Origin of the sequence: Phocaeicola sp. HCN-40430 (assembly GCF_037890285.1) — a bacterium.
Classification (GTDB): Bacteria; Bacteroidota; Bacteroidia; order Bacteroidales; family Bacteroidaceae; genus Phocaeicola; species Phocaeicola acetigenes.
Genome location: NZ_JBBKBS010000073.1, coordinates 1 through 561, shown reverse-complemented (window position 1 = coordinate 561; position 561 = coordinate 1). Strand labels below are relative to the sequence as shown.

At 44.9% G+C, this 561-nt stretch carries 1 protein-coding gene; it reads left to right on the top strand.

The window, feature by feature from the left end; all coding sequences use genetic code 11:
• Window positions 1–4: 4 nt before the first annotated feature.
• Window positions 5–561, top strand: a 557-nt coding sequence (locus WKU26_RS12640; RefSeq protein WP_340322313.1) for a DUF4372 domain-containing protein, incomplete at its 3' end; no start/stop codon positions are given.

Below are 561 nucleotides of genomic sequence, written 5' to 3'. Positions count from 1 at the left end.
AACTATGGGCAAAAGTATACATTTTAGCGGACAGCCGCTATATAGTCAGGTCATAAAATTACTTGATAAGTCAAAAATTCTTCAGACAAGCCGTAAATATGGTGGTGAACACTATGTGAAGCGGTTTGATGGATGGACACATCTTGTCGTTATGCTCTATGCAGTTATCATGCGTTTTGATTCCTTGCGTGAGATAATGGCGTCCATACAGGCAGAAGCCCGCAAACTTTGTCATCTGGGTATCACGACCATGCCTTCGCGCAGTACGTTATCCGATGCCAACAAACGCCGTCCGGAAATCATATTTGAGTCCATCTATCGTGACTTATACACTACATACAGAAACATTCTTTCCTCGGACAGCCGCCAAAACAGGGATACAGCCTGGATGAAGCGTCTTCAGATTATCGATTCCACTACCATTACCCTGTTCTCAAATCTCCTGTTCAAGGGTGTGGGACGTCATCCCAAGACCGGCAAAAAGAAAGGAGGCATAAAGGTACACACTGTCATACATGCCAATGAGGGAGTCCCCTCAGATATAAAGTTCACTTCGGCTGC